This window comes from Allopusillimonas soli (genome assembly GCF_004153445.1).
GTDB lineage: Bacteria > Pseudomonadota > Gammaproteobacteria > Burkholderiales > Burkholderiaceae_B > Allopusillimonas > Allopusillimonas soli.
Window position 1 is genome coordinate 210443 of sequence record NZ_SDQC01000003.1, and the last position, 18974, is coordinate 229416.

Consider the following 18974-nt stretch of genomic DNA (forward strand, 5'->3'; position numbering starts at 1 on the left):
GTCCATTTTATAATCCCTTGATTCTGCTCCGCTCACGGAGCCAAACATGGGATACAAAGTGGACTTTCTTCTCGATCAGACCAACCTCATTCTGCTGTTCGTCGCCGTCGCCTCCGGCATCATGCTGTTGCTTCCTTCCATTGGCCGCGGCAGCACGAAGAAGGTGACCGTCAGCCAGGCCATACAGATGGCCAATCAGCAGCATGGTATCTTTCTGGATGCACGCGGCGCCGATGCATTCAAAACGGGTACCATCCCTCAGGCACGCAACGTACCCGCCGCGGATGTCCCCGCCAAGCTTGGCGCCTTGCCCAAGGACAAGCCGATTATCGTCTTTTGCGACAGCGGGCGCGAGGCCACGCGGGTGGCGGACGCGCTGCGCAAGCAAGGCTATGCGCAAGCCGTCAGCCTCGAAGGCGGCCTGAAGGAATGGGCACAGGCGGGCATGCCGCTCTCCCGCAAGCAGTAAACCCAACTCAACCAAGGAACACTCATGGCCAGCCAGGTCACCATGTACTGCACGGGCGTTTGCCCGTATTGCATACGCGCGGAAATGCTGCTGAAGCAACGCGGCGTGGACGACATAGCAAAAATCCGCATCGATCTCGACCCTCCCCAGCGTGCGGTTATGATGGAGCGTACAGGACGACGCACCGTGCCACAGATATACATCGGTGATACGCATGTAGGCGGCTACGACGACCTGGCTGCGCTTGATCGCGCCGGCAAACTGTCGCCGCTGCTCGCGGGCGCCTGACGCGACGCCCTCCTTCTCATCTCACTACAACGGAACAGACATGGCCGAACAGAACGCCAACAGCCAGGATCAGCAACAGGAAAATGCACCCGCCTTCAGCCTGCAGCGCACCTATGTGAAAGATCTTTCACTGGAAATGCCCAATGCACCCCAGATTTTCCTGGAGCAGGAAGGCCCCGCAGTGGAAGTGTCCATCAATGTCGGGGGCCAACGCCTGGCCGACACGGTCTATGAAGCAACCGTCACCGCCACGGTCACCACGCGCATCCAGGACAAGGTGCTCTACCTGGTCGAGGCCACGCAGGCAGGCATCTTTGAGGCGGCCAACATTCCCGCCGAGCAGCTTGATCCGCTTATCGGCATTGTCTGCCCCACCATGCTTTATCCCTATCTGCGCGCCACTATCGCGGACGCCATCAATCGCACGTCGCTGCCTGCCCTGCACCTTACCGAGGTCAATTTCCAAAGCCTGTACGAACAGCGTCTGGCGCAGGCCGCCGAGGCGCAGCAGAAGGACGGCAAGCAGGACTCGGGCCTGTACGTGCCCCCGGGCGCCACAAAGCAATAAGCCAATAGGCGGCAACATGAGCGGGCGCCCCATCGAAGCCTCAGGAATGCCTGGCACGATGGCAGGCCCGCTGCGTGTTAGCGTGCTGGGCGCTGGAAGCTGGGGTACAGCGCTGGCGGCACTGGCCTGCGCGCGCGCGGACACGATGCTCTGGGGCCGAGATCCTGGCACCGTAGCGCAGATCAACACCCAGCGGCTCAATGCGCGCTATCTGCCGGGCATCAGTCTACCCCTTCGCCTGCAGGCCAGCCATGACTTCGAGGCCGCCGTGGCGCACGCGCAGGGCGACAAAGGTCTGATCATTCTGGGTGTTCCCGTAGCAGGCATGGCGGACACCTGCGCAAGGCTGGCACAGCAGCTCGCGCAGTCTGCGCAGCCCGCCCCCGCCATTATCTGGACCTGCAAAGGTTTTCATCACGATACCGGCCAACTCCCCCACGAGATCGCTCAGGCCGCCTTTGCCTCGCAGCCCGATACCAGGCTGGGCGTGCTTTCCGGGCCGTCGTTTGCTCGCGAGGTGGCCCTTGGCCTGCCGGTCGCGCTCACCGTGGCCAGCCGGCAAGCGGAGACAGCGCAGCGCGTCATTGCGGTGATGCATGGTGAACTGGCCCGCATCTACAGCAGCACCGACGTCATCGGCGTAGAAGTCGGGGGCGCGCTCAAGAACATCATGGCCATTGCCTGCGGCGTATCCGACGGCCTGGGGTTGGGCACCAATGCGCGCGCCGCCCTGATCACACGCGGGCTGGCTGAGATGCAACGCCTGGGACTGGCCATGGGTGGTCAGGCAGAGACTTTCGCGGGTTTGACCGGGCTGGGCGATCTGGTGCTGACCGCCACAGGCGATCTGTCTCGCAACCGCAAAGTGGGGTTGGCCATCGGTGCGGGCAAGACACTGACTCAGGCTCTTGAAGGCGGCGTGACCGCGGAAGGGGCACGCTGCGCGCAGGCGGCGCTGGCACTTGGCGCTCGGTTTGGCGTGGATCTTCCCATTACCGAAGCCGTGTGCCGCGTCCTGTTCGACAGCATGGCGCCGCGCGAGGCCGTATCCCGGCTGCTTGCGCGCGAAGCACGCCCCGAAAGCCCCTACAGGCCACCTTCGTAGCCAGCCTGCCGCCACGCCTCGAACACCGTTACCGCCACGGCATTCGACAGGTTCAGGCTGCGCTGGCCTGCCCGCATGGGTAGCCGAAGGCGCTGGGCAGCGGGAAACAGCGACAGCTGGCTATCGGACAGGCCTGCCGTTTCACGGCCAAACACAAACACATCACCCGGTTTCAGCGGCTCGGTACCAAGCAGCCGAGCGCCCTTTGTCGTCATGGCAAAGCATCGAGACCGGTCGGGCGCGGACTGGGCCAGCGCCTCTTCCAAGTTTTCATGAACCTGGAGCCGGGCCCATTCGTGATAATCCAGCCCCGCACGCTTGAGCTTGCTGTCCTCAAGCCGGAACCCCAATGGACGGACAAGATGAAGACTGGCGCCCGTATTGGCGGCCAGACGGATAACATTGCCCGTGTTGGGCGGTATTTCAGGTTCAACCAGAATGATGTGAAACATGCTGCGTCCCATTGGAATAAGGCGTGCGCGCCAGCACCAGCCCGCACGTGGATGCTGCGCCCCACGCCTTGAGTTCAGCGCAGATGCTGTGCAGCGTGCTGCCTGTCGTCAGCACGTCATCCACCACGGCGATATGCCTGCCATCCAGCCGGTCGATGCAGCGATACAACCCGGTTGTATTGCGCATGCGCGCGCAGCGCGGAAGACTGGCCTGACGCATTCCCTCCCCCGTGCGAATGACAAGCCCCGGACGACGCGGCAGGCCCAGCAAAGGCGACAGATAACGTGCCAGTTCGGCAGCGGGGTTGAAGCCTCGGCGGGCAAGAGCGGAACGGCTGGCAGGCACCGGCACCAGAATTGTATTCGCTGCCAGCGATGGCTGCGCGCGCACTGCCTGCGCCAGCAAGGCTGCCAGCACGGGCGCATACGTAACACCGTCAGCGGACTTGAAACGGCGCACAAGCATATCGGCGGGACTCACGTAGTCGAGAGCGGCAATGACGCGATCGAAGGCGGGCTCACGCACCGAGCAATCCGGACACGCTGCACCCTGAGCAAGCCCCAGTCCGCATCGGGCGCAGCGTGTCGTTGTGCCTGCCATGGAGTCGGCCAGGCACTTTCTGCAGTCGGCGCAAAGTCTCGCGCGACGGGTTCGCACGCCGCACAGGCAGCAGGGTGCAGGCAGATGCATGGCCAGAAGGGAGGGCGTGATGCATCGCCCATGCGCCGCCGCGCGGCCGAGCCATTCGCGCAAGCTTGATAGATAAGCCATAATGGAATTTTTTCCGGGCCCGGCAGGCCCGCGTCCGAACGCTATCTCAGCATATATGCGGCCGCACTGCCAGCCCGATGGTGCATTTCATGTCACAGCCTCCCACCCTGGATATCGCCGCGCGCCATGTGCGCCTGCAGTTCGCCCGCCGCAGCCCGCTCGATACCGCGCAGTTCCTGTACGGAGAGATTGCGCAGCGCATGCTGCAACGCCTCAGCTACATCCGCATTGCACCTGGCGCGGTGCTCGACGCCGGCTGCGGTGCAGCACATGCGCTTGAACCCTTGCGCGCACGCTACCTCGCCATGGACTATACCGGCCTGGATGCATGTCCTGCATTGCTCGATGTGGCTCGGCGGCGCTATGCCGCCAAGCCCGGCCTGTGGCATCGGCTACGCAACAAGCCCGTACGCCCGGTTCAGTTCGTCGAAGCGGACATGGCCGATTCGGGACTCGCAGCCGAAAGCCAGGAGCTTGTGTGGTCGAATATGGCGTTGCATTGGCATCCCGAACCGCATCGCGTCTTGGCCGAATGGCGCCGCGTCCTCAAACCTGACGGACTGGCCATGTTCTCCTGCCTGGGGCCGGGCTCCTTCAGGGAACTGCGCCAGGCCATTGCTGATGCAAATCTGCATACAAGCGGCATGCCCTTTGTAGACATGCACGATTTTGGCGACCTGCTCATCACCAACGGATTTGCCGATCCGGTCATGGACCAGGAAACCCTGACGCTGACCTACCGCAGCCCTGAAACACTTATTCAGGATCTGCAGGCGCTGGGGGGCAACGCCAGCACATTGCGCCGCCCGGCGCTGCCTGGGCGCGCATGGCGGCAACGGCTGCTCGATGCGCTGTCGGCGCAGCGGCATATGGATGGCACCATACATCTGAGCGTGGAGATCGCCTACGGACATGCTTGGCGCCTTGCCTCGCGCCGGCTGGCATCCGGCGAGACCCGTATTTCCGCGGCCAGCATAAAACCCGCGGTGAAGCGGATCCGTCCGCTGCGTCCGCCGGCGGATCCCGATACGCGTGACTGAAGGAGAGCCGGCATGCCGCACAGAGGCAGTCGATATGTTCCTTAAAGGCTCGCGGCGCTATTCGCAGATGAGATTGACGTTACATTTATTATGCTTTTGTGACAAAAGAACTATAATTGCTCCCTTTCGCGATATTCAGCAAGTTGGAGCACGCATTGGCCAAACAAAATCCTCTACCCGCAAAGGATCCTGCCGAGGAGATTAGTCTTCGAGACCTGGCCTGTATTTTGCGCCGTACGTGGCGCCTGACCTTTCTCCTCGTCTGTCTGGCTGTCCTGCTGGCTACCGCATACATATATTTTGTACCGCCAGTCTATGAAGTCAGTGTGCAAGTGCTTCCCCCCACCACCGGCGATCTTGCCATCTACAACGCCACCCAGGGCATCCTGGCAGACAAGCCCGCGGATGCGCGAATACTGCGGGAGCAGATGGGCGATGAAATCCGCAATACGCTACTCCAACCGGATGAGGCCTGGAACCGCTTCCTGGCCGTGCTGCAGTCGGGCAGCGTCAAGCAACAATTCATCACCGAGTACCATCCAGCCGGTGCGGCTCGAGACGCAACGCCGCTGACGCTGCGTCGCATGCTCGACAGAAATCTTACGGTGACGGTCAACAAAGGCGGTGCGCTTGCCTCAGCGCGCGTGACGTTGCGCGGAACACAACCCGACGTGCTATCCGAGCGCACAATCCAATATGCAAGGCTGGCCCTGGCACTGGGGCGCGATATGCTGCTGGAAGACTTGAAAAGCCAGCTGCGCGTGCAAAATGACGTCATTGACAAGCGGATCGCCGCCTTGAGAGAAATTGGCCGCTATCAGCGCGATGCCCGCATGGTGAGGCTGCGTGATGCCATCACAGTCGCGCGGGCCATAGGCTTGGCCAAAGCGCCTGAAAACAGCCCTCTCATTGTTGTCGGGGATGATCGAGCGGGAGCCAGCCGCCACGCCGACGGGCTGCTCTATATGCGCGGCTATGAAGCGCTGCAATCGGAATTGACGCAGTTGCAACAGCGTCAGAACGACGACGCCTACATCAGCGGCATGCTGCCGCTGATCGAGAAGCAGACCAGGCTGGCACACGTAGACATCGATGACATGCGGCTGTCCATAGGACGTATTGATGCTGCGTCCGATGTATATGTCCACAAGGTAGCGCCGCGCGCCATGCTGATTCTTGCTTTGTCAGTGCTTGCGAGCCTTGTGCTCGGATGCGCCGTCTCGGTGGCCTGCCACATGCTGGCCATGACGGATTCGCGCCGCAGTTGAACGCCAAGGCGGCAGACACCGCAGCCGCACCTCGCCGGCCGCACCTCGCCGGCCGCACCTCGCCGGCCGCACCTTGCCGGCCGCACCTCGCCAACTGGCAGGCCCCGAAAACGCTACTGATTGCTCGCGTTGCGACGACGCGATGAGTCTATGCCCAGTTGCTTCAGCTTGCGGTACAAATGCGTGCGCTCCAACCCTGTTTTCTCGGAGACGCGCGTCATGCTGTGATTTTCCCGGCCCAGGTGGTATTCGAAATAAATGCGCTCGAATTCGTCGCGCGCTTCGCGCAAGGGCTGGTCGAGCGATATGCTGCCCAGCCGCGAGCCATCGGCTTGAGCGGCAGGCTCGGGTTCAGGCATGGGCGTGGTCGTAAGCGCCTGCATGCCAGGCTGCGGGGCCGCCACAGGTTTGCTGGCCGAGCCGACAGGGAAGGACGATGATGCCGGGGAAGTGACCATAGGGCGGGCAAGGCCGGCCGCAATGGTCTTGAGCAGCTTCTGCAAGGTAATGGGCTTTTCCAGAAAATCGACGGCGCCGATGCGTGTTGCCTCAACAGCCGTGTCGACCGTGGCATGGCCGCTCATCATGATGACCGGCATGTCGAGCAAGCCCTGTGTGCTCCATTCCTTCAGCAGACTCACACCGTCGGTGTCGGGCATCCAGATGTCGAGCAGAACGAGATCGGGCCTGGCTCGCAGCCGTGCGGCACGGGCCTGAGCCGCATTCTCGGCAAGCTCCACCGTATGGCCTTCGTCGTAAAGTATTTCCGACAAGAGCTCACGTATTCCAATTTCGTCATCGACAACCAGGATTCTGGCCATATGGCATCACCTATTTATTTTCTGAATTATCGTATCGTTGCTTGCCCGCGTCCAGCGCAGGCCGCGCATCCGCAAGACGGGTCAAAAGAATGGACACCCGCGCACCGCCTTCCCGGCGATTGGATATATCGATCCGTCCATTGTGCTCCTCCACGATTTTTTTAACTATAGCAAGTCCCAGGCCCGTTCCGCCCGCCTTTGTCGTGACATACGGTTCAAACACACGATTCAGGACCTGCGGGGCGAAGCCGGGCCCGTTGTCGGATACCGTCATGCGCACCGCCAGGCGATCGGCGCCTTGTTCTGAAGGTGTATGGGTCAGTCGCGTATGCACGTAGATACGGGCCTGGTCACGCGAGTGCTCCTGCGTGGCCGCATCGCGCGCGTTGGCAAGCAGATTATGAATGACTTGTCGCAGTTGCGTTGGATCGCCTTCGATGTCCGGCAGCCCATCTTCAAAATCAACATCAATGGCAACGCCGTGTGCATGCCCCACGCCGCTATCATCCATGGGTTCCCAGCCATAAAGCCCAACGACGTCCGCCACGAGTGCATTGATATCTATAGGCTGCATTTGAGCGGGCGGCGTGCGCGCATACTCTCGGAAGTCGTCCACCATTTTCTTGAGTGACGATACCTGATTCACGATAGTGTTGGTGGCCCGGGCCAGCATGGCGGCGTCATCGCCCTCTAGGCGATTACCCAGCTTCATGGCTAGACGCTCCGCCGACAGTTGAATAGGCGTCAACGGATTCTTGATCTCATGGGCCAACCGGCGAGCTACCTCGCCCCAGGCCACGGTGCGATTTGCCGAGATGACTTCGCTGATGTCATCGAAGACGACCAGATAGCCATTGCCGCGTCCATCAACACTTAGGTGCGTTCCTCGGGCAAGCAGGGTAATCGCGTGCTTTTTCTCGCCATGCTCGGCTTCGGCATCGAGATCGAGTTCGAACTGCTGTTGCCAGTATGCGCGCTCGGATCCGACTGCGGCGTGCGCGGCAAAGGCTTGACGTATCACCTGCGACAACGCGAACCCGCCATCCAGTGTTTCCAGTGGCCGCCCTTTTACCGAGCGCAGATCCAGGCGCAGGATATCGCGGGCGCCCTGGTTGAACAGCGTGACGCGGAAAGCTTCGTCAAACACCAGCACGCCCGAAGACATGTGGCTAAGCACCGACTCAAGGTAGACATTCGATCGTTCCAACTGCTGGCGGTTGTTTTCCACCATATGCCGCGCTTCGTCAAGCTGGCGCGTCATGGCATTGAATGAGCGTGTCAGCTGGCCCACTTCGTCTTTCTCGGGCGGTTCGGGTAGCGGCCGATAATCGCCCACGCCTACAGCCTGGGTTCCCGCAGCAAGCGTCAACAAGGGGCGAACCAGCCGCCGCGACACGGCAAATGCAACGACCATGGCAGCGAAGACGGCCAGAATGAGCGCCAATGTCAAAGTGATGCCATAGAGCTTGCGCAAGCCGAGGCGCGATAGCGCGAGCTCCTGGTAGTCGCGAAAACCTTGCTGCACCTGATTGGCATTGCGCGCAATCTGCTCCGGCACGGCTTCGACCACCTGCAGCCACCGTGTATCCGACGAAATGCCAAAGCGGGAGGAAAATCGCTCGGGCGTGGAGATGGGAACAACCACCCGGAGGTGCAGGCCTTGGCCGGTGGGCGCCTGCCCTTCAGCGCCCGCCAATGGCTCGTCAGCCTCTGCGGCCGAGTAGCCGCCCGACACGCGCAATTGGTTCATGACGTTGGGTGGCGGCATATCGGGCAGCAACTGCCCGTAAGCGGAAGACGAAAAAGCAACCAGGCGACCATTGCCGGTAAAGATCATGGCCTCGTCAGCGCCGCTGGCCTCGCGCAGGCGCGTGATGGCCAATGCCATGTCGGCATCGCTGGTGTTGGCCAGGCGCGCGGACATATCGCGTGCGCGCCCGTTGAGCGATCCCAGTTGCGAGTCAAGCGCCGCACGCCCCAGATTGAGGCCGGCTTCGAGGGCGCTGTCGACCCGCACATTGAACCAGGACTCAATGGAACGCGACATGAACTGCACGGACAGCACATAGATAAGCGCACCAGGTACCACGCCGATAAGCGCAAAATACAGTGCGAAACGGGCAGTAAGGCGCGCGCCGAACTGACGCTTGCGCACCTGGTTGAACAGTCGTGCACCAAGCAGAACCACCCACGACACCAGTGCAACCGCCAGCACGCCATTCAGGACGAGCAGGGTATCGTACTGCTGCGCGTAACGCGAAGCATTGCCGGTGGACCAGCCTAGCAGGCCAAGCAGCGCAAGCGCGCTACAGGCCGCCACGATCAGGGCAACCCTCAGGCTCCAGCGTACTAGTGCTGGGGCTCGCCGACGGAGATTGAAAAGCTGAAGTTTTTCCATGGAGTCGCTAGCGACCAGGCGCTGCTATTGAAGGCATCGACGCGAAAAGGCCTGGCCAACAGAGAGGTGTCCAGCCGCACGCGAATGCGGCCTTGATAAGTTTGATCTTTTTTGAGTTCCTGGGTGTCGGCCACATCCCAACCCCGAATGTTGCGCACCAGGGACAACGCGTCATCGAGCGATGGCTCCGGTAATGAAAGCTCGCCCAAACCTACGCGCCACTGCCGTGTCAGCGCGTTGTAGATGATGCGCCAGGTCAATTGTGTATCGACCACCGTCTTGTCGAACCACCACCAGCGCTCCTGGACGATCTCGAGATCAGCCGTGAAATAAAGCGGCACGCCTTTCTCTGCAACATTTCGCAGGTCTCCAGTGACGTCGAGGTCGACATCGGCGTCAATATAGAGCTTGCCGTCGCGCACAACCGGATCGACGCGTGTAACCCGCTCGCCGCCGCTGGGCGCGTCATCCGCGCCGGCCTGGGCTGCCAGAAAAACACACAGCAGTATGGGAAGCAATACTCGCAGCATCGAGGACCCATTAATACGCATGGAGGACTGGGGAAATCGCTATTTTTGACGACTCACGCCGTCTTGGCAAACAATGCATAGAAAAAACCATCCGGAACGACGTCTCCGCTGCCCGGCAGCGGCAGGATCTGCCCGGGGGCGGCTAGCCGATCGGCGTCGGCATGCCTGCGTGCAAAAGCGGCCGCCTGCGCCTCACCTTCCTGGGGAAACAGAGAACATGTGGCATAAAGCAAATGCCCGCCAGGCTTTACGGTGTGCCACAAGGCATCCACAATATTTCTCTGGAGCGCCGCGGTGCGCGCAATGTCTGCCTGGCGGCGAAGCCAGCGTATGTCCGGATGCCGGCGAACCACGCCCGATGCGGTGCATGGCACGTCGGCCAGCACGACGTCGTACGGCACGCCGTCCCACCATTGTCCAATATGCGCGGCATCAGCGCAGCGCAATTGCACATGGTCGCCATCGAGGCCAAGACGCTCCAGATTGGCAGCGACCCGAGCCAGCCGCTGCGCATCGGCATCGAGCGCGGTGAGCTGAACGTCGGCTTGCTCTAGTATGTGGGCTGTTTTTCCACCAGGCGCTGCGCAAGCATCGAGCACCCGCATGCCATCGGCCAGAGGCAGCAACAGGCCTGCCTGCTGCGCCGCGATGTCCTGTACCGACCATAGGCCTGCCTCAAACCCCGGGATGTCCTGCACCGGTCTAGCCGCATCGAGGACCAATGCAGCCGGGCCTGCTTGTAGCGCGGTAATGCCCGCCTCGTCCAGCATGGCAAGCAGTGTCTGTACATCCGTGCGCCGGCGGTTGGCACGCAATATCATGGGCGCAGGAATGTCCGCTGCAGCCAACAACTGTTCCCAGCAGCCGGGATAGGCCGTGCGCAATACGTCCACCCACCATTCCGGATGGTTGTATCGCGCATCGGGCTGCAGCCTCGCCTGCGCTAAAATAACTTCTCGTTCGCGCAGAAACCGCCTGAGCGTCCCATTCAGCAGGCCCTTGTAGCGGCACATTCCGGGCTGGCTGCCTGCCGCCTTGACGGCCTGGTCAACCACGGTATGCGGCCTGTACTGGGGCTTGCCGCGCGACTGCGCCGTGTTATGGCCGACACCGGCAGCTGCATCATCATCGTGAGCCGCCGCTGTTTCCAGCAGGGCCAGCGTGACCAGCAACAATGCGTGAAAATGCGGATTAGATGGCGTGCGGGACACGAGGCGGCGCCGCACCGCAAGGGCCAGGCCGAGGTGTCTCATGGCGTGGAACGAAATGGCCTGGGCGGCGGGGCGCAAGGGTGCAGGCGTGGCGGCCAGGCTATCGGATAGCGATCGCCCCGCCAGCACATCGCGAACATTGCGGGCGCTTGCCAGCAAGACTTCACCAAGAGGCGCGCTGCGTGTTTGCTGGTTCGAAGAGTCTGGCACTGCTGTCCTGCCCTGCTAATAGAATTGCGGTTGAAACCCGGTCACTTTATCACCAATTGCAACGGCCACTGCCGTTAAAATCCATTTCTTTATCGAGCCCCTGGCTCGGAGGTTCTATGAGTGCTCCCAAAGTCGGTTTCGTCAGTCTTGGCTGTCCCAAGGCCTTGGTCGACTCCGAACGCATCCTTACGCAGTTGCGCACAGAAGGCTATGCCATCACACCCGACTACGACAATGCCGATGTCGTCGTGGTGAACACCTGTGGCTTTATCGATAGCGCCAAGGCAGAGTCTTTAGATGCCATTGGCGAGGCCATTGCTGAAAATGGACGCGTCATTGTCACGGGCTGCATGGGCGTGGAGGAATCCCTGATACGCGAGGTGCATCCGGCTGTACTGGCGGTAACTGGGCCGCAGCAATATGAGCAAGTCGTGCGCGCAGTGCACGAAGCTGCCCCGCCTTCGCATGAACACAACCCTTATGTGGACCTGATGCCGCCGCAAGGCATCAAGCTAACCCCCCGGCATTATGCCTACCTGAAAATCTCCGAAGGCTGCAATCACCGCTGCAGTTTCTGCATTATTCCTTCGATGCGCGGCAATCTGGTCAGCCGCCCCATCGGCGACGTGATGAGCGAAGCCGAGCGACTGGTCCAGGCAGGCGTTAAGGAGCTGCTTGTGATTTCGCAAGACACGAGCGCCTATGGGGTGGACGTGAAGTTTCGCAGCGGTTTCTGGAACGGCAGGCCGATCAAGACGCATATGACACAGCTGGCATCCGCGCTGGGCGGTTTTGGCATATGGACGCGGCTGCATTACGTGTATCCTTATCCGCATGTGGACGAGGTGATACCGCTGATGGCGGACGGCAAGATACTCCCTTACCTTGACATACCCTTCCAGCATGCAAGCCCGAAGATTCTACGGGCAATGAAGCGCCCTGCTTTCGAGGATCGTACGCTGGCCCGCATCAAATCGTGGCGAGAAGCCTGTCCGGACCTGACGCTACGCTCGACGTTTATTGTGGGCTTTCCAGGGGAAACAGAGGACGATTTCCAGTATCTGCTCGACTGGATGGCGGAAGCACAGCTGGATCGGGTTGGCTGCTTTCAATATTCGCCAGTGGAAGGAGCGCGCGCGAACGAGTTGCCGGGAGCGGTGCCAGATGAGATCAAACAAGACCGCTGGAACCGTTTCATGGCGCATCAGCAGGCGATTTCAACAGCGCGGCTAGCAGCGAAAGTGGGCCGGGAGATTGATGTATTGATCGACGAGATCAATGAAGACGGCCCGGTTGGCCGCTCAAGCGCCGACGCGCCGGAAATAGACGGGAATGTGTTTGTGCAGGCCGACCGGGATGTAAAGCCAGGCGAGATGGTTCGGGTGCGCGTGACGGACTCGGATGAGTATGACCTGTATGGGGCGCTGATCGATTGAAACCGGCGTGGCCGCACGGCTGCGGCCACATTGCCGATGGGTTGGCTAAGCGCCAATCAGTCGAACACGGCTTCGATGCTGGGGGCAGCGGGCACCTTGACGGCCCACTGGCGCAGCTGCTCGGCATTGGCCTGGGCAATGCGCTGGTGCACCCACGGCGGGCAGCCGGCAAAGCGGCTCTGGATCAGCGCCTGCAGAATGGAGGCAGCGCCTTGTTCAATGCCCTTTTGCACACCCTGTTCAATGCCCTGCTCGCGGCCGCGAGACAGCCAGAGTCGTTCCAGTCCGGTCATGTATGCCATTGCATGCTCCTTGTCGATGTCCTGTAAGGCGCGGTGAAACTGCGTACGATAAAGTAACGAAATTTTACAAGACAGTCCAGGCACTGCCAGCGGTACTGCAGGGTGGGCGGGCCATGGCCGCTGGCCAACAGGATGGCCAGGCTATATAGGCTGGCCTGCCCCTCGCGGGCTGGCAGGTAGCGCTCACGGCGGGTTTGACGCTTGTGAGGAAGAACAGCTCAAACGCTGCCGCTCGGACTCCAGCCTCGAACGAAGACGCTGACCGGCTGACGTTTGCCGCCCGCTTTCTGGAGTTCGAGCAAACGCAGGATACCGTCAGCCGTGGCGATATCAATGCCTTGCGGCGTGGCCTGTATGAGGTGGCCAGGGGACACGCCAGGTGGTTGGCCAGGCAGGGCAATGGCGTTCCAAACTTTTACGGGCTCGACAATGCCGGGCAGGCGCAGCGTGGAGCCCGGAACGGGATCGAAGGCCCGGATGCGTCGCACGAGGCGCCGGGCGGACAGGTTGACATCGAGTGGAGATTCCGACTTGTTAAGCTTGGCCGCGTAAGTAACACCCTGACACGGCTGTGGCGTGGGCGTCAGGCCGCCTTGAACGAGTTGGTCAACGGCATCAACGATGGCCTCGGCGCCGACCTGTGCAAGGAGATCGTGCAGTGTGGCAGCGCTATCGCTTGCAGTGATGGGGACAGTGCGTACCAGAAGCATGCCGCCTGTATCGAGCCCGGCATCCATTTGCATGATTGTGATGCCGGTTTCATTGTCGCCCGCCTCGATGGCGCGCTGAATGGGCGCTGCGCCGCGCCAGCGGGGCAGCAAGCTGGCGTGAATGTTATAGCAGCCATGTGTGGGCAGTTCGAGCACCCATTGGGGCAGGAGCAGACCGTAGGCGGCAACGACCATGAGCTCGGGCGAGGCACCCAGAAGCGCTGCACGGGCTTGCTCAGCCTCATCGGGATACTTGCCATCCAGACGCAAGCTGCGAGGCTGACAGATGGTAATGCCGGCCGCCGACGCGGCTTGCTTGACCGGGCTGGGCGTCAGTTTGAGGCCGCGACCGGAAGGCCGGTCGGGTTGCGTGAGAACCAGGGGGATGTCATGGCCCGCGGCCATGAGGGCTTCGAGTGCCTGGCGGGCGAAATCCGGCGTGCCGGCAAATACGATGCGCATTGGATTTAGGCCTTGAGTGCCTCTCGCTCCTGCTTGCGCAAACGCGTCTTGATGCGGCTCTGCTTGAGCATGGAAAGATACTCAACGAAGACCTTGCCCAGCAGGTGATCGAGTTCATGCTGTACACACACGGCCAGCAGCCCTTCGGCGTCGAACTCAAATGGCTCCCCGTCTTCGTTCAGCGCCTTGACGTGAATGCGCGCCGATCGCTTGACCTCGTCATACACGCCGGGAACAGATAAGCAGCCCTCTTCATAAACTTGGGTTTCGTCGCTTTTCCAGGTGATTTCAGGATTGATGAGCACAAGCAGTTCGTTGCCGTCCTCGGACACGTCGATGACCACGACACGCTCGTGCACATCGACCTGCGTGGCTGCCAGCCCTATGCCCGGCGCCGCATACATGGTTTCGGCCATGTCGCGCACCAGTTGACGAATACGATCGTCAACAATCTGTACCGGCTTGGCTACCTTATGCAGGCGCGGATCCGGATAGCGCAGGATGGGAAGAATTGCCATTAAATAATCCAATTATGCTGTGAAATCAATACTATATGATAGAACAAACCGCCCTCTTCGGCCAGATTGCGACCCGTCCGGCGTAGGGAGGGCCCAAGCGACACGCGGCCGTTTTTTTTAAAAGGCAATGGCCGCGCGGCCGGTCAAGCAGGCACCGTTGCCCCGATCATGCTCGGCCATTTGCCGGTGATGATGGCTTGCGCCAGATCGGAGGCGGCCACTCCTCGCGCCACGCCTTGCGCCGCCACTCGTCCCGCCTTAAGAATAACGATGCGGTCTGCAACCTGCACGACATCCTCCATGTTGTGACTAATCAGCATGACGGTGACGCCTTCCCGCTTGAGCTGGTGTATCAGTGCCAGAACGCGTGCCGTTTCCCGCACGCCAAGCGCTGCCGTGGGTTCGTCCATGACGACGATGCGCGCCTGCCAGCGCAATGCGCGCGCAATGGCGATAGCCTGCCGCTGGCCGCCCGAAAAATCCGACACGGGACGATCGACGTCATCCATGTCCTGGTTCAGGCGCTGCAAGTAGTGCCGTGTTCTGGACCGCATGGCTGTCTTGTCCAAGACTGAGAGCCCTGGCAAGAGGTTGTGCCGGAGTTCCGCACCAATAAAAACGTTTTGCCAGACGCTCAGCCGAGGCGCCAAGGCCAGGTCCTGGTAAATGGTGGCGACGCCGTTGGAGAGCGCATCGTGAGGCGAGGACCAGCGCCGCGGCTGGTCGTGCAGCCTGAGCTCCCCCGATGTCATGGCATGGGCGCCTGACACCACCTTGATGAGCGTGCTTTTGCCTGCGCCGTTGTCGCCGCATATGGCCAGGACCTCACCTTCGTGCACGTCGACATCGACGCCACGCAGCGCCTGCACTGCACCGTAGTGCTTGGTCAGGTTACGCAGTTCAAGGATGTGTGCCACGATGCGTCAGTCTTTCTTGACATACTGTTCGACATTGCTCGCATCGACCAGTTCGGCATCCATGTAGATGTACGGGCCATGCGCCACGGTGTCTCGCGACGCCTTCCCGACGGCAATGCTGTCAATTACGTCAACCGCCTTCTCCCCCATTTTTTCAAACGGAATCATGACCGTGGCCATGAGCAGCGAGGCGGGATCGGCAATGCGCCGATAGGTTTCCGCACCACCGTCGATGCTGACGAGCACGGGCTTGCCCTTGCTTGCGCCCTGCTGGCGCAGAATGTCGTCGATGATGTAGGCCTGCGCATCGAAAGAGGCCCAAATGCCGTCGACCTTGCCCTGGTTTTTGAGAAGCAGCGCGTTCATGCCTGCCTGCACGTCGTCGCGCCATGATGCGGTGCGCGCCATGGTGTGGGAACCGATGACCTTAACCGCAGGATTCTCGCTAAGCACGACATCCAGAATCTTTCCACGTATGCGCGTCCCGGCATTGCCTTCGAAGCGCTGCGTCAGGATATTGCCGCGATAGTTCAGGTGGTCCAGCAAATACAGTGCTGCCTGCGCGCCCGCCGAATACTCGTTGACCGCAATATCCACCAGCGCATCCGGGCTGGTGCCGCTCATGACCGTGACCAGCGGAATTCCGGCTTCGCTGGCCTTCCGATACTGGTCGCCCGATTGCAACGGTTTTCCCATGGCGATGATGATGCCGTCGGGCTGGGTGAGCAGAACGGTTTCGAGCTGATTGATATGGGTGGACATGTCACCCTTGCTGTTCAAGACCTGCACGTCCCAGCCCATGGATTCAGCCTTCGCCTTGGCCGCATTGACGACGCGCGCATGGGTTTCGGACGACATCTGGAAGCCAATGATGGCAAGCTTCGTGGCATGGGCCGCGCCCGCGCAGGTCACGGACAGAAGTGTGCAGGCTAGCAGGCGCGAAAGAAAAGAACTCATGGCAATCCTTGGAATAGGTATTTTTCAAGCGGCAAGGCTAATTCCGCGCAATGCCGGCAAGACACGTTCAAAGCGAAAACGCTGCTTTCTTGAGCACCGAAGAAGACAGCGCCACCGAAGCGACAATAATGACACCCAGCAGGATGTCCTGGAAATAGTACTCGACCCCCATCAATACCAGCCCATTGCCCAGCATGCCGATGATGATGGCGCCCACCAACGTGCCAGGCACATTGGCGCGGCCTGGTTCGAACATGGTCATGCCCAGCAGCACCGCGGCAATGGCGGTCAGCATGAGGTCGGCGGCTGAATTGGGCGCGGCCGAAGCCAGACTCGAGGTCATGAGCACTGCGGCAATGCCTGCCGCCAGCCCGGAAAGGGCGAGCCCAATAACCTTGATCGTCCGTACATTGACGCCCGCCAGCCGCGCCGCCTCCGAAGCCTCCCCGACAGCCAGCATACGAAAGCCCAGCCGGGTCTGCTTGAGCATGAACCAGGCCACCAGATTTGCGGCCAGTAGCCAGATGATCAATGTGGGCACGCCAAAGACAGCGCCCCGGCCAAGCCACAGAAAGCGGCTGTCCCACTGGCCAACGAACGCTACGCCATCGGTAACCATAAAAGACAGGCCGTTGGCGACCGAGGCCGTGGCTAGCGTAGCGATCAGCGACGGGATGCGCAGCCCGGTAACCAGGAAACCATTCAGCAGGCCCGCCCCCGTCCCCACGAGCACGCCCACAAACACCGCTAATGCGGGATCGTGGCCGGTATGCACAAGCCACCCCACACAGACCGCACATAGACTACATATATTGGCGAAGGACAGATCCAATTCGGAAACCAGCAGCGCCATGGAAAAACCGAGCCCCAGCAGGGCCATAAAGCTGATTTGCTTGACAATATTGGACAGATTCAGGACAGACAGGAAATTGGGCGCACACAGGGCAAAGAATACAAACAGGATGATCCCCGCCATGCAAGTGCCGTAACGACCCAGCCAGCCATGCAGACGAGCGGTGCTCATGTCCGGTCCGCCCCGCGCTGGCATCCAGCGCTCACGGGCGCTTGTGGTTGGGCTTGGGCGTCAAGGCGGGCAGCAGATCCGGCGTCCTGTAGGAAATTCAGCATGATGGAAAAATTTTTTGCTCTGTCATTGAAGTAGGCGCTACGCGCTTCGCAAGGCAAGACGCGCGTCTCGTGTTGTTCCATTGCCGACTGGGCTGCATCGAGGCCGGCATGCGCGCCCAGCGCAGTCGCGGCCGCCATAGCGGCCCCTGCCAAGGCAGACTCGCCGGATGCCCCAGTCACGATTGGCATGGCGAAGGCATCAGCTCTGGTCTGCACCCAGTACTGCAGCTGGCTGCCCCCTCCGCCCATGCGCAGTACGGCATGGGGGCGCCGCACCTGCATGGCATCCAGTGCAAGCCTGTGCGCCAATACCAAGCCTTCGACCAGCCCCAGTGCCATGTCTGCCCGGGAGTGGTGGGATTTTACCCCGTGAAAGCTGGCCGACAGCGTGCTGTCCCACAGCGGCATGCGCTCGCCAGACAGATACGGCAGGCACAGTGGTGTGTCATGTGCCGTGCTCGAGGCCGCTGCGGACAGCGTGTCCGCAGGATCCTCACTGTCCAGAAAGGTACGCGCATACCAGGCAAGCGTACCCATGCCGGTCTGGCAAGGCCCGCCTAACTGCCACAAGCCCGGCGCCCACGACATGGAAACCATCCCAGGCATCCGGCGGGGTTCGCGGCTGAACAGCCCCAACACTTGCGTGGTGCCCGAGACATCGTAGATGGAACCCTCGCGCAATGCCCCCATGCCGAGGCAGGATGCCCAAGTATCGAAGCTGCCAACCGCAACCGGTAAGCCGTGCAGGGCTGCCAGCTTCTGGTCACTGGCGCCATCCACAGGACCCAGCAGCGCGTCTGGTGCGGCGGGCGGCGGGATGACATGGCCCGGCAGGCCAAGGCGGCTCAACACGCGGGTCAACGACAAAGCCCCATCTTCGGGGGCGATGCGTCCCAGGACGACGGCGTCGGTCACCAAGCGGCCGGTAAGCCGGAAATTCAACCAGTCTTTCAGCTCGGCCATGGCCTGCGGCACGGTGCGGTGCGTGTGAACATGCTCACGCAAGCGCGCCAGGGGATGGAAGGCGCCCATGCCGGGTGTGCCATCCGGCAGGCCATAGGCTTTCGCCACTGCGGCCGCCCACTGCGCGCCGCATGGATCATCCCAGCAACATACGGGCGCCAATGGCCGGCCGGCGGCGTCCACGAAAACATGCGTGCGGGTCGCACCGGTAACGGCAATGGCCTGCGCTGCCTGGCCGCTCAGTGCGCGCAGGCGCAGAAGAAGCGCGAGCACTTCCTGCCATACTGCCTCGGCATCCAATGGCCGGGATGCGCGCAGCGGCGATGCGACGCGCTCCACATGCAGTACGATGCCGTCGGGCCGCACCAGCCCGCCCTTCAGCCAGGTGGACCCCAGGTCCAACGCAAGCACGACATGGTTCCCGGCGTCGGCGGCCACGTTCGCTGCAC

20 protein-coding genes are annotated in these 18974 nt (G+C 61.4%); 7 read left to right on the forward strand and 13 right to left on the reverse strand.

Annotation, left to right across the window (positions count from 1 at the left end; genetic code table 11):
• The first annotated feature begins 46 nt into the window (after positions 1-46).
• The 4 genes from ERD78_RS10810 to ERD78_RS10825 are packed head-to-tail and all read left to right on the forward strand — an operon-like array spanning position 47 to position 2430.
• Positions 47-469 carry a rhodanese-like domain-containing protein gene (locus ERD78_RS10810; protein ID WP_218940838.1) on the forward strand — a complete coding sequence of 141 codons (423 nt, stop codon included), beginning with the start codon at positions 47-49 and terminating at the stop codon, positions 467-469.
• 24 nt (positions 470-493) lie between these two features.
• A complete protein-coding gene (gene grxC / locus ERD78_RS10815; RefSeq protein ID WP_129969312.1) occupies positions 494-757 on the forward strand; it encodes a glutaredoxin 3 in 264 nt (87 codons plus the stop codon).
• Positions 758-797: 40 nt separating this feature from the next.
• A complete protein-coding gene (gene secB, locus ERD78_RS10820; protein ID WP_129969313.1) occupies positions 798-1325 on the forward strand; it encodes a protein-export chaperone SecB in 528 nt (175 codons plus the stop codon).
• Between the two features lie 16 nt (positions 1326-1341).
• The gene (locus tag ERD78_RS10825) at positions 1342-2430 is read left to right on the forward strand and encodes an NAD(P)H-dependent glycerol-3-phosphate dehydrogenase (protein WP_245152432.1); all 1089 of its coding nucleotides are present in this window, start codon (positions 1342-1344) and stop codon (positions 2428-2430) included.
• On the opposite strand, the gene ERD78_RS10830 is transcribed toward ERD78_RS10825, so the two are convergent.
• Both ERD78_RS10830 and ERD78_RS10835 read right to left on the reverse strand, forming a co-directional pair.
• Positions 2412-2882 carry a tRNA (cytidine(34)-2'-O)-methyltransferase gene (locus ERD78_RS10830; RefSeq protein WP_129969314.1) on the reverse strand — a complete coding sequence of 157 codons (471 nt, stop codon included), beginning with the start codon at positions 2880-2882 and terminating at the stop codon, positions 2412-2414. The genes ERD78_RS10825 and ERD78_RS10830 overlap by 19 nt on opposite strands.
• Positions 2860-3654 (reverse strand): ComF family protein, encoded by a 795-nt coding sequence (locus ERD78_RS10835; RefSeq protein WP_245152433.1) that lies wholly within the window; start codon positions 3652-3654, stop codon positions 2860-2862. The genes ERD78_RS10830 and ERD78_RS10835 overlap by 23 nt, the downstream gene beginning before the upstream one ends.
• 89 nt (positions 3655-3743) lie before the next feature.
• Here ERD78_RS10835 and ERD78_RS10840 point away from each other — a divergent pair, with 89 nt between their 5' ends.
• Both ERD78_RS10840 and ERD78_RS10845 read left to right on the forward strand, forming a co-directional pair.
• A complete protein-coding gene (locus tag ERD78_RS10840) occupies positions 3744-4694 on the forward strand; it encodes a methyltransferase domain-containing protein (protein ID WP_129969315.1) in 951 nt (316 codons plus the stop codon).
• A 155-nt stretch (positions 4695-4849) separates the two neighbouring features.
• Positions 4850-5962: a Wzz/FepE/Etk N-terminal domain-containing protein gene (locus ERD78_RS10845; protein ID WP_167668911.1), complete on the forward strand. Its 1113-nt coding sequence runs from the start codon at positions 4850-4852 to the stop codon at positions 5960-5962.
• A gap of 113 nt (positions 5963-6075) precedes the next feature.
• Here the strand turns inward: ERD78_RS10845 and ERD78_RS10850 are convergent, their stop codons facing one another.
• The 4 genes from ERD78_RS10850 to rsmB are packed head-to-tail and all read right to left on the reverse strand — an operon-like array spanning position 6076 to position 11132.
• Positions 6076-6783: a response regulator gene (locus ERD78_RS10850; protein WP_129969317.1), complete on the reverse strand. Its 708-nt coding sequence runs from the start codon at positions 6781-6783 to the stop codon at positions 6076-6078.
• Between the two features lie 10 nt (positions 6784-6793).
• Entirely contained in the window at positions 6794-9181 is a 2388-nt protein-coding gene (locus ERD78_RS10855) for a sensor histidine kinase (RefSeq protein WP_129969318.1), read from the reverse strand.
• The gene (locus tag ERD78_RS10860; RefSeq protein WP_129969319.1) at positions 9133-9711 is read right to left on the reverse strand and encodes a DUF4390 domain-containing protein; all 579 of its coding nucleotides are present in this window, start codon (positions 9709-9711) and stop codon (positions 9133-9135) included. Before ERD78_RS10860 ends, ERD78_RS10855 begins: the two co-directional genes overlap by 49 nt.
• 53 nt (positions 9712-9764) lie before the next feature.
• Positions 9765-11132, reverse strand: a complete 1368-nt coding sequence (gene rsmB / locus ERD78_RS10865; protein ID WP_129969320.1) for a 16S rRNA (cytosine(967)-C(5))-methyltransferase RsmB — start codon at positions 11130-11132, stop codon at positions 9765-9767.
• Positions 11133-11248: 116 nt separating this feature from the next.
• Between rsmB and rimO the strand changes: the two genes are divergently transcribed.
• Entirely contained in the window at positions 11249-12568 is a 1320-nt protein-coding gene (gene rimO / locus ERD78_RS10870; protein ID WP_129969321.1) for a 30S ribosomal protein S12 methylthiotransferase RimO, read from the forward strand.
• Positions 12569-12624: 56 nt separating this feature from the next.
• On the opposite strand, the gene ERD78_RS10875 is transcribed toward rimO, so the two are convergent.
• The 7 genes from ERD78_RS10875 to ERD78_RS10905 form a co-directional block, all read right to left on the reverse strand.
• Positions 12625-12870, reverse strand: coding sequence for an RpnC/YadD family protein (locus ERD78_RS10875; protein ID WP_129969322.1), 246 nt, complete (start codon positions 12868-12870; stop codon positions 12625-12627).
• A 218-nt stretch (positions 12871-13088) separates the two neighbouring features.
• Entirely contained in the window at positions 13089-14042 is a 954-nt protein-coding gene (fmt, locus tag ERD78_RS10880; RefSeq protein WP_129969323.1) for a methionyl-tRNA formyltransferase, read from the reverse strand.
• A gap of 5 nt (positions 14043-14047) precedes the next feature.
• A complete protein-coding gene (gene def, locus ERD78_RS10885; RefSeq protein WP_129969324.1) occupies positions 14048-14560 on the reverse strand; it encodes a peptide deformylase in 513 nt (170 codons plus the stop codon).
• Positions 14561-14703: 143 nt separating this feature from the next.
• Positions 14704-15477 (reverse strand): ATP-binding cassette domain-containing protein, encoded by a 774-nt coding sequence (locus ERD78_RS10890; RefSeq protein WP_129969325.1) that lies wholly within the window; start codon positions 15475-15477, stop codon positions 14704-14706.
• 6 nt (positions 15478-15483) lie between these two features.
• Positions 15484-16434, reverse strand: coding sequence for a sugar ABC transporter substrate-binding protein (locus ERD78_RS10895; RefSeq protein WP_129969326.1), 951 nt, complete (start codon positions 16432-16434; stop codon positions 15484-15486).
• A 67-nt stretch (positions 16435-16501) separates the two neighbouring features.
• Positions 16502-17458, reverse strand: coding sequence for an ABC transporter permease (locus ERD78_RS10900; protein ID WP_245152434.1), 957 nt, complete (start codon positions 17456-17458; stop codon positions 16502-16504).
• Positions 17455-18963 carry a xylulokinase gene (locus ERD78_RS10905; protein ID WP_167668912.1) on the reverse strand — a complete coding sequence of 503 codons (1509 nt, stop codon included), beginning with the start codon at positions 18961-18963 and terminating at the stop codon, positions 17455-17457. Before ERD78_RS10905 ends, ERD78_RS10900 begins: the two co-directional genes overlap by 4 nt.
• Positions 18964-18974 lie beyond the last annotated feature (11 nt).

Bases quoted from the DNA above. Each gene is read 5' to 3' on its own strand.
- ERD78_RS10810 (WP_218940838.1), top strand. From the start codon at position 47: ATGGGATACAAAGTGGACTTTCTTCTCGATCAGACCAACCTCATTCTG.
- grxC (WP_129969312.1), top strand. From the start codon at position 494: ATGGCCAGCCAGGTCACCATGTACTGCACGGGCGTTTGCCCGTATTGC.
- secB (WP_129969313.1), top strand. From the start codon at position 798: ATGGCCGAACAGAACGCCAACAGCCAGGATCAGCAACAGGAAAATGCA.
- ERD78_RS10825 (WP_245152432.1), top strand. From the start codon at position 1,342: ATGAGCGGGCGCCCCATCGAAGCCTCAGGAATGCCTGGCACGATGGCA.
- ERD78_RS10830 (WP_129969314.1), bottom strand. From the start codon at position 2,882: ATGTTTCACATCATTCTGGTTGAACCTGAAATACCGCCCAACACGGGC.
- ERD78_RS10835 (WP_245152433.1), bottom strand. From the start codon at position 3,654: ATGGCTTATCTATCAAGCTTGCGCGAATGGCTCGGCCGCGCGGCGGCG.
- ERD78_RS10840 (WP_129969315.1), top strand. From the start codon at position 3,744: ATGTCACAGCCTCCCACCCTGGATATCGCCGCGCGCCATGTGCGCCTG.
- ERD78_RS10850 (WP_129969317.1), bottom strand. From the start codon at position 6,783: ATGGCCAGAATCCTGGTTGTCGATGACGAAATTGGAATACGTGAGCTC.
- ERD78_RS10855 (WP_129969318.1), bottom strand. From the start codon at position 9,181: ATGGAAAAACTTCAGCTTTTCAATCTCCGTCGGCGAGCCCCAGCACTA.
- ERD78_RS10860 (WP_129969319.1), bottom strand. From the start codon at position 9,711: ATGCTGCGAGTATTGCTTCCCATACTGCTGTGTGTTTTTCTGGCAGCC.
- rimO (WP_129969321.1), top strand. From the start codon at position 11,249: ATGAGTGCTCCCAAAGTCGGTTTCGTCAGTCTTGGCTGTCCCAAGGCC.
- ERD78_RS10875 (WP_129969322.1), bottom strand. From the start codon at position 12,870: ATGGCATACATGACCGGACTGGAACGACTCTGGCTGTCTCGCGGCCGC.
- fmt (WP_129969323.1), bottom strand. From the start codon at position 14,042: ATGCGCATCGTATTTGCCGGCACGCCGGATTTCGCCCGCCAGGCACTC.
- def (WP_129969324.1), bottom strand. From the start codon at position 14,560: ATGGCAATTCTTCCCATCCTGCGCTATCCGGATCCGCGCCTGCATAAG.
- ERD78_RS10895 (WP_129969326.1), bottom strand. From the start codon at position 16,434: ATGAGTTCTTTTCTTTCGCGCCTGCTAGCCTGCACACTTCTGTCCGTG.
- ERD78_RS10900 (WP_245152434.1), bottom strand. From the start codon at position 17,458: ATGAGCACCGCTCGTCTGCATGGCTGGCTGGGTCGTTACGGCACTTGC.